General features: G+C 49.7%; 11 protein-coding genes and 1 pseudogene. 10 read left to right on the top strand and 2 right to left on the bottom strand.

Features of this window, described 5'->3' with window-relative positions; translation table 11 throughout:
• From B5G28_RS15105 to mobC, 6 genes and pseudogenes are all read left to right on the top strand, one after another.
• A pseudogene (locus B5G28_RS15105) lies at positions 1-322 on the top strand (DUF4366 domain-containing protein); the annotation flags it as partial.
• The gene (locus tag B5G28_RS13805) at positions 319-510 is read left to right on the top strand and encodes a hypothetical protein (protein WP_087249730.1); all 192 of its coding nucleotides are present in this window, start codon (positions 319-321) and stop codon (positions 508-510) included. The pseudogene B5G28_RS15105 and the gene B5G28_RS13805, both read left to right, overlap by 4 nt.
• Positions 511-912, top strand: a complete 402-nt coding sequence (locus B5G28_RS13800; RefSeq protein ID WP_087216230.1) for a cysteine-rich VLP protein — start codon at positions 511-513, stop codon at positions 910-912. It begins immediately after the preceding gene.
• Positions 913-1,044: 132 nt separating this feature from the next.
• On the top strand, positions 1,045-1,635 hold the full coding sequence (locus B5G28_RS13795) for a hypothetical protein (protein WP_242967633.1): 591 nt from the start codon (positions 1,045-1,047) through the stop codon (positions 1,633-1,635).
• A gap of 12 nt (positions 1,636-1,647) precedes the next feature.
• Positions 1,648-1,830 (top strand): DUF4316 domain-containing protein, encoded by a 183-nt coding sequence (locus B5G28_RS13790; protein ID WP_021419846.1) that lies wholly within the window; start codon positions 1,648-1,650, stop codon positions 1,828-1,830.
• Complete coding sequence (gene mobC / locus B5G28_RS13785) at positions 1,830-2,171, top strand: plasmid mobilization relaxosome protein MobC (RefSeq protein ID WP_021419845.1); 342 nt, start codon at positions 1,830-1,832, stop codon at positions 2,169-2,171. Before B5G28_RS13790 ends, mobC begins: the two co-directional genes overlap by 1 nt.
• 44 nt (positions 2,172-2,215) lie before the next feature.
• Here the strand turns inward: mobC and B5G28_RS13780 are convergent, their stop codons facing one another.
• The gene (locus B5G28_RS13780) at positions 2,216-3,631 is read right to left on the bottom strand and encodes a PIN-like domain-containing protein (RefSeq protein ID WP_087249725.1); all 1,416 of its coding nucleotides are present in this window, start codon (positions 3,629-3,631) and stop codon (positions 2,216-2,218) included.
• A gap of 185 nt (positions 3,632-3,816) precedes the next feature.
• On the opposite strand from B5G28_RS13780, the gene B5G28_RS13775 reads away from it, so the two are divergent.
• Positions 3,817-4,107, top strand: coding sequence for a CD1845 family protein (locus tag B5G28_RS13775; RefSeq protein ID WP_087249723.1), 291 nt, complete (start codon positions 3,817-3,819; stop codon positions 4,105-4,107).
• 79 nt (positions 4,108-4,186) lie between these two features.
• On the top strand, positions 4,187-5,602 hold the full coding sequence (locus B5G28_RS13770) for a relaxase/mobilization nuclease domain-containing protein (RefSeq protein WP_087249721.1): 1,416 nt from the start codon (positions 4,187-4,189) through the stop codon (positions 5,600-5,602).
• 168 nt (positions 5,603-5,770) lie between these two features.
• Here the strand turns inward: B5G28_RS13770 and B5G28_RS13765 are convergent, their stop codons facing one another.
• Complete coding sequence (locus B5G28_RS13765; RefSeq protein WP_180963101.1) at positions 5,771-6,136, bottom strand: helix-turn-helix domain-containing protein; 366 nt, start codon at positions 6,134-6,136, stop codon at positions 5,771-5,773.
• A gap of 139 nt (positions 6,137-6,275) precedes the next feature.
• On the opposite strand from B5G28_RS13765, the gene B5G28_RS13760 reads away from it, so the two are divergent.
• Together B5G28_RS13760 and B5G28_RS13755 are read left to right on the top strand one after the other, a co-directional pair.
• On the top strand, positions 6,276-6,470 hold the full coding sequence (locus B5G28_RS13760) for a helix-turn-helix domain-containing protein (protein WP_087249719.1): 195 nt from the start codon (positions 6,276-6,278) through the stop codon (positions 6,468-6,470).
• Positions 6,467-7,153, top strand: a complete 687-nt coding sequence (locus B5G28_RS13755; RefSeq protein WP_087249717.1) for a response regulator transcription factor — start codon at positions 6,467-6,469, stop codon at positions 7,151-7,153. The genes B5G28_RS13760 and B5G28_RS13755 overlap by 4 nt, the downstream gene beginning before the upstream one ends.
• Positions 7,154-7,421 lie beyond the last annotated feature (268 nt).

Here is a 7,421-nt window from a genome sequence, read left to right as displayed (position 1 = left end):
CTCCAGACAAAGACTGGCCTGGCTCCGCTCTCGCTTCGCCAGGCCAGTCTTTAATTCGCTTGTTCTACCCCTTGCAGGCCTCTTTTTTGTACTGTCCGCACAATATGGGGCGGTTCAGCTCCTGATCGGGGCGGTGGTGCTGATCGGCGGCGGTGCTGGTTATTACTTCAAGATTTGCAAGCCGAAGCACGAAGCGCCGGACTTGGAGGACGACTACTGCGAATATGAGGACGAAGGGCCGGAGGAAATCGCAGAGGAACCCGAAGACGAGGATACCCCTCCGTGGGACGAGGACACGGAAGAACAGGAGGCCCGCCAGTGAATTTTACCAACAGCCCCTTTGAGCGAATGATGAAGGAAGTGCCGTGGCCGGGCCGGGGCAGCGATGACCCTTGTGCCGGATGTCGCTACTACAAGGAGTGCAAAGGCAGGAAAAAACAGTGTCGGAAGAAATTCCGGGCGCTGATCGTGGAGTCCCGACCTTCGGGCCATCGTGGCCCGAAGTCCTGAATGGACGCCCGGGAGCTGACCCGTGACGAGAAGAAGAAAATCCGTTCCCTTGTCACGGGGATGTGCGCCAACTATGACCGGGAAACGGGCCTGTGCCTGCCGCTGGACTGTGGCTGCTATATGCTGCACAAATGCTGGACGGGCGCTTACTGCCGGTATTTCCGGGAGGCCGTCTTGCCCCTCGACCCGGAGCTTCTTGCGGCGCTGACCGTGGAAGGCGGCTCCCCGGAGCTTCGGGTCTGTACGGTCTGCGGGCGGGCATTTTTACCGGAAGGCCGTCAAGCCTACTGTTCCGACGCCTGCAAGGCCGAAGGGAACCGCCGGAAAAGCCGGGAACGCATGAGGAAAATGCGGGAGAAAAGGCCGGGCGGCGGTTACGATTTGCCGTCTCGAAAGGCTTGATATTCCGGGCTTTTTTGAGGGCGTTTCCGGGGCGGGAATACTGCAACCCATCCCGCCCCGGTTTACTCCCTCATTTCGTAACATACCACACTTCGGGCCATGTTGGCCCGAGGTTCAGAAAGGAGGTATCTCTTGGAGATCGTACAAGGCTATGCCATTTTGAAAGCCACCACCTTTGACAGCGGACACGGTTTTGCGCTGGGGCATAACCCGGGCGCGCCGAGCCCCTTTGTGACCTGGCAGTTTACCGAAGGCGAAAAGGGCCAGCGGGATTACTACTGGGGCCGCTATGGAAACAGTCTGGAATGGGCGCAGAAGGATTTTGACCGCCGGGTGGACGATTATCAGTACCTTTATCATGCGGCAGTCAAAAATACGGAGCTGGGCCCGGAAGGCGTTTACCGCTACTATTCCACCCAGCGCCCTGTGGACATAGGCACCTACCCGAAGCCATCGGATAACCCGCCGCTTTCCATCGTCAACTACGATGACGACAGGCGGCGCCCTGTGGCAAATGGCAGGCTGATGGCATGGGGTGAACTAACCTATGCAAAGCCGCTGACCGAAAAACAGATGGAGGACTATGAGCTGAAACCCGCACCGGGCAATCCTGACCGGGCGCGCCCATCCATTACCGCCCGGCTCAAGGATGGAGCCAGAGGGCAGGAACCTCCGAAGGAACCCAGCCAGAAGCGGGACCATAAAAACCATGAGGAACGATAAAGGAGGATTGCCATGCACGAAAAAGACAACTATCTGAAAACCGCCGAGCTCTCCACGGAGCAGAACTGCAACATGATCGACGGCGTACCCAACAACACGCCCATCCAGCCTGCGCCCCCGGAGCTGGATGCAAAGCCGCTGGACAAAGTGAAGGAGCCCAAAGAGCGCAGAAAGGGCCGGGAGCTGGAACGCTGATGGAGAACCGCAAGCGGAATGTCCATCTGCACGTCATGGTAACGCCGGACGAGCTGGCGGCCATCCATGAACGGATGGCCGAAGCGGGCATTTCCAATGCCGGGGCTTATGTGCGGAAGATGGCTCTGAACGGGTATATCCTGCACGTTGACCTTGCGCCCATAAAAGAATTGATCTCTCTGCAAAGGCGCTGTTCCAATAATCTCAATCAGGTCGCCGTACACGCGCATACCTACGGCGTGTACCCGGAGGAAATCGACGGATTGAAGCGGGACTATGAAAAGCTGTGGGGCGAGGTGTCAAAGGTGCTGCGGGAGCTCTCCGAGCTGGTGGCAAAGTAAATAAGAAGTGGGCGGCAACCGTGTTATTGGTTGCCGCCCACTTTTCAATGATTAGGGGCACAATTTACGCAAAAGCCATTTCCACCATCATTCTCAAAATTGATTTTACATCCACAATCAGGGCAGATATTATATGCGCCTTCAACATATTCATCGTCATCTGTTTCAAATAGAGGTTGAAAATTTGTTTCTTTCAGTTTTCCGTCAATAATAGTGGCTTTTTCAAATCCGTCGTCGCCCTCGAAGTCAAGGTACATATCTGCTTCTCGGATTACCTCTACTTGGATTTCGCCTTCAAAGCTGTGTGCGCCAGCAGGACCTAAAAGAATTTGTTTTGTTTCATCATCGCGGCCCCAATAGTCAAACGATGTGGCGTCTGCTTCTATACGGAAGGTAAAAACATAAGTTATCGTATCATTATCTCTATCGACTTGCTCTGCCGAAAGAAACTCATACTCCGTAATTTCCAGCTCGTCGATTCCATTTGTCCCAATGTGAGAAGAAGGCTCAAGATATTCTTCACCAGAGAAAGACAGAGCATCAGAAATGCTTTCAAATACAGCTTCATGCACCCTATCAAAGTAGTCATCATCTGTTATCCTCAATGCTATTTCAACAGCATCTGATTTTGGAATGCCATAGGTGACAGATATATTTGAAAAGAAATCCAGTGCTGTAAGTGCCACAATTTGCATCTGAGTTTCTCGTTGAAATTCTTGACACAGATAAGGATGAAATTCCCTTTGACCATTGTCATCTATCCACCAGTCGCTTTTTACATCATCAGTTACAAATATAACATTTACGCTTTTTTCTCTTGCATAGCGAAGAATTTCTTTCCACATAATTAGGTCGCTATATTTTCGGACCCCATCTTTGTTTTTAGCATCTTTGAATCCTGGCGGTGTTTGCGGATCAGTTTTATATCTTCGCTCTCCTTCTTCACAAATCTGATATATTTCTTCTTGCGTGACGGATGTCATAACTCGAGAGTCATTTATGATTAGTTCTACCAAATCATATACCGGGTCTTGACCTTTCCACGGATTTGCAATTAAGTCAAGTATCGTTCTATCCTCAAAAAATGCTTCTGGAATAGCCATGAGTTCATCGAACTTCTGGGATAAATTTGCACGCAATTCTTCAATATCAGGATATTGTAATGACTGCAAATTATCACATAGATTGAGAACTTTGCGAGCTGCATTGCTAATTTGTTTTTTGGTATCGTCGCCTACATTTTGTACTCTTTTTTCCATTTTGCTGAAATAGCCACGATAATGTTTTAGAAACTCATATCGTACAGTCGATGGCATAATAATGTCGCTTTGAATTGCCTGCATACATCTTAATGCAAAATCGGAAAATTCTGGAGAGAAGCGATAAATGTGAAGATAGACATTAGTATCACAAATAACGATATAACCATTATCTATCAGTTCTTTTATATTAACAGGCATTTTGACCCCTCCTAAAATTTACTGCCTATATAAAGTTTACTGCGGTCAATATGTAGTGTCAATATAATACTTCGGGCCATGTTGACCCGAAACTCCGGGACAGGATTCACTAATCTTTCGCAACATTTATGTCCCCAGGCAGGCATGATAAAATAGAGATAGAAAGAATAAAGGAGGTTTTGATGATGAAGATACTGCTGAAAATATTAGTCGCGCCCTTCGCTCTGGCGCTATCCCTTCTGGCGGTTCTGTTGGTGTTTCTGTTTGATATTTGCGCCTTCCTGCTGACGATTGCCTCCGTGATCCTGGCGGTGCTGGGTATCGCCCTCTTTTTCACGCCAACCCCCATCGGCGGGATTGTATTTCTGTTCCTCGCCTTCCTCCTTTCGCCGTATGGGCTGCAAGCGGCGGCTGGTTCTCTGCTTTGGGCGCTGGACGGAGGCAAATCCGCTCTGTATCGGTTTCTGGCAAGTTAAACAGCCTCGGGCCATGTTGGCCCGAAGTCGGGGCGGTCTGGATGGGCCGCCCTTTTTTCATAGAAGGGAGGGATGATTTCTGGCTACCACAACTTTGTTGCAGCGCCATGCGGGCGAAGGCGAAACGATTGCCGAGGCCATCCGGGATTGTCTGGACTATGGTAAAAACCCGGAAAAAACAGAAAGCGGAAAGTATATCTCCGCTTATGAGTGCGACCCTGCCACCGTGGCGGACGAGTTTCTTTTGGCGAAAGCCAGCTATGCCGCCATGACAGGCCGGGAACAGAAAAAGGCCAATGATGTGCTGTGCTATCAAATACGACAGTCCTTTTATCCGGGAGAGATCACCCCGAAGGAGGCGAACCGTATCGGCTATGAGCTGGCTATGCGCTGGACGAAGGGGCGGCACGCTTTTATCGTTACCACGCATACCGACAAGCAGCACATCCATTGTCACATCTATTACAACTCAACCACCCTTGACTGTACCCGGAAATTCCGAAACTTCTGGGGCTCCAGCTTCGCCCTCCGGCGGCTCTCTGACAGACTGTGCCTTGAAAACGGACTGTCTATTGTAGAGAACCCGAAGCCCCGGAGCAAGGGAAAATACCGGAACTATGGGGAGTGGCAGAAAGAACGGAAAGGGCCGCTTTCGTATCAGGACCGGCTGCGCCTTGCCATTGATACTGCGCTGGCGGAGCGCCCCGCCGATCTGGACGAATTTCTCGGCCTGATGAAGCGGGCCGGATATGAAGTCAAGAAGGTTCGGGGCGGTGGTATCAGCTTCCGGCTGACCGGCCAGGGACAGGAACGCTTTACCCGTCTGCGGGCCTCTACGCTGGGGGACGGCTACGATCTGAAAGATGTTCTTGCCGCCATTGAGGGCAAAGAAAAACGCCCCGGACGCCCGGAGCGAAAAATCAGTCTGGCGGTGGATATTCAAGCAAAGCTGGCTGCCGGTAAGGGACCGGGCTACGAGCGGTGGGCGAAGGTGTTCAACATCAAGCAGATGGCCGCCGCCCTCGCCTATATACAGGACAACGGCCTGACTGATTATGAGCAGTTGGCGCAGAAAGCCACCGAGGCAACCGACCATTTCCATGTGCTTTCCGAGCAGATCAAGCAGACGGAGCAGGCCATGAAAACCAATGCCGGGCTAAAGGACGCAACGGTCCAATATGCCAAAACACGCCCGGTCTTTGAGCAGTACAAGGCTGCCAAGTACAGCCGGAAATTCCTTGCGGAGCATGAGGCGGATATTGAACTGTACCGGGCGGCACAGGCGGAAATGCGCCGTCTGCTGGGTGGGGCGAAGCTCCCGAAAATGAATGTGCTGAAGGAGGAAGGCCGCAAGCTGACGGCAAAGAAAAAACGCCTCTATGGTGAGTACCAAAAGGCGCGCCGGGATATGCAGGAGATCGTCACCATCAAGACAAATATTGATACTCTGCTGGGCTACACCGAGCCGGGCAGAAAGCAGGAAAAGGAGCGTTGAGGTTATGAAAACAAGGAGCAAAGCGACGCAAATACTTCGGGCCATGTTGGCCCGAAGATACGGGTTTGGGGCGAGCCCCAACAAGCAGCGTCCGGGCCTTTGTGGCCACGGAGGCATTGCTTGCCACTTAGCGGCACCCCTCAAAATAGCATAAAAAAACGGAGGCTCTTACTCCTGAACCTCCGTTTCTCTGGCTTTCTTGAGCCCTTCGGCTGTGGCCTCCATAACAACAAGCTCTTTCTCATTCATCGAGCTTAAAAGCACATCAATGTGCTTTCTGCAACTGTTCTCTCCACGCTGACCTTCTGTATAGAAAAACTGATCTACGGAAATGTCGAACAGAGTGACGAGTTTGAAAAACAGGTTGAAACTGGGGTGCTGGCCTTTGTTCTCAATGTTCATAATGGTGCGGTCAGTCTTGCCGACCAGCTCCGCCACATAGGCTTGCGTCCAGCCCTTTTCCTCTCTGGCTTGTTTCAAAGCGAGCCCGAGCCCATGAAAGTCAAACCTTCTTTCGTCTTGGTTCATTCTCATATCACCCTATATCATTGTACATTTCGGGTTGGAATATGAGAATGTAATGTAATTTGATGTGAAGTTCTATTTTATTTCTCCTTCATCAACTTGTATTGTTCGAGCAAAAGAACTACAATAGAACAGATGGAGGTGCGTTATGGATTATATGACTTTGAAAGAGGCAAGCGAAAAATGGGGCGTGACCCCTCGACGGGTAAACTACTATTGCGCCGGTGGCCGTATTCCCGGCGCTGTAAAGATGGCCGGTGTTTGGCTGATCCCCAAAAATGCAGAAAAGCCGTTGGATAAACGATGTAAAGAAAATAAATCTATGGGTGGTGATAATACATGAAACGAATTTTCTTTGTCGAAGATGATTTGAGCTTAATCAATGGACTATCCTTTGCAATTAAGAAACAGGGATATGAGATTGATATTGCCCGGACAAGTTCAGAAGCGGAAAATCTGTGGATGAATGGAAAATATGATTTAGTTATATTGGATGTATCTCTGCCAGATGGTTCCGGCTATGATCTATGTAAAAAAATCCGTCAGACTTCAAAGGTGCCGATTATCTTTTTGACCGCAGCAGATGAAGAAACGGATACTATTATGGGCCTTGACATAGGAGGCGACGATTATATTACAAAGCCTTTCAAATTGGCGGTATTTCTGTCAAGGGTCAATGCTCTGCTTCGCCGAAGTGAGAACTTCAATCAGGCTGATACAGAATTGAACTCAAATGGGATAAGAATACAACTACTAAAGCATGAAGTTTACAAAGACGCTGTTCTGATCGACTTGACGGCCAGTGAATATAAATTGCTGTGTCTGTTTATGGAAAACCCAAACATTGTCCTGTCATCGGAGCAAATTTTGAGCAGGCTTTGGGATTGTGAGGAAAACTATATTGACAACAGCACCCTGACAGTATATATCCGAAGATTACGCACTAAAATTGAGAATGACCCCGGCAATCCACAAAAAATCGTCACTGTTCGGCGTATTGGTTACAAATGGAATGTGACGGAATGAGGTATGCTATGCGAATACTGGCAAACCGAAAAATTAAACAGCTTTTCATCTGTATCCTGTTGATTGTCGTTGGTTTCTCGTCAATTTCCGTGGCTGCCGTCAGTCTGCAATGGAAGTTTGCAGCACTGTATGTATTGCTGTCTGCAATTTGAACCGCTCCAGTAAAAGTAGACAGTGAAAAAAGAAGGCCTCCTGTGGTAGAATAAAACTACTACAGGAGGTCTTTGCTATGCCCAGAAAATACAGCCACATTCAGGAACACGAGAAA

Source organism: Faecalibacterium sp. An77 (assembly GCF_002161315.1).
In the GTDB taxonomy this organism is placed as follows: Bacteria; Bacillota; Clostridia; order Oscillospirales; family Ruminococcaceae; genus Faecalibacterium.
The sequence above is the reverse complement of the archived record's forward strand: the minus strand, read 5'-3'. Positions and strand labels throughout refer to the sequence as shown.

What these genes read in the sequence shown, in the direction of transcription:
- B5G28_RS13800 (WP_087216230.1), top strand. Translation starts at nt 511, where the DNA reads ATGGACGCCCGGGAGCTGACCCGTGACGAGAAGAAGAAAATCCGTTCC.
- B5G28_RS13790 (WP_021419846.1), top strand. Translation starts at nt 1,648, where the DNA reads ATGCACGAAAAAGACAACTATCTGAAAACCGCCGAGCTCTCCACGGAG.
- mobC (WP_021419845.1), top strand. Translation starts at nt 1,830, where the DNA reads ATGGAGAACCGCAAGCGGAATGTCCATCTGCACGTCATGGTAACGCCG.
- B5G28_RS13780 (WP_087249725.1), bottom strand. Translation starts at nt 3,631, where the DNA reads ATGCCTGTTAATATAAAAGAACTGATAGATAATGGTTATATCGTTATT.
- B5G28_RS13775 (WP_087249723.1), top strand. Translation starts at nt 3,817, where the DNA reads ATGAAGATACTGCTGAAAATATTAGTCGCGCCCTTCGCTCTGGCGCTA.
- B5G28_RS13765 (WP_180963101.1), bottom strand. Translation starts at nt 6,136, where the DNA reads ATGAGAATGAACCAAGACGAAAGAAGGTTTGACTTTCATGGGCTCGGG.
- B5G28_RS13760 (WP_087249719.1), top strand. Translation starts at nt 6,276, where the DNA reads ATGGATTATATGACTTTGAAAGAGGCAAGCGAAAAATGGGGCGTGACC.
- B5G28_RS13755 (WP_087249717.1), top strand. Translation starts at nt 6,467, where the DNA reads ATGAAACGAATTTTCTTTGTCGAAGATGATTTGAGCTTAATCAATGGA.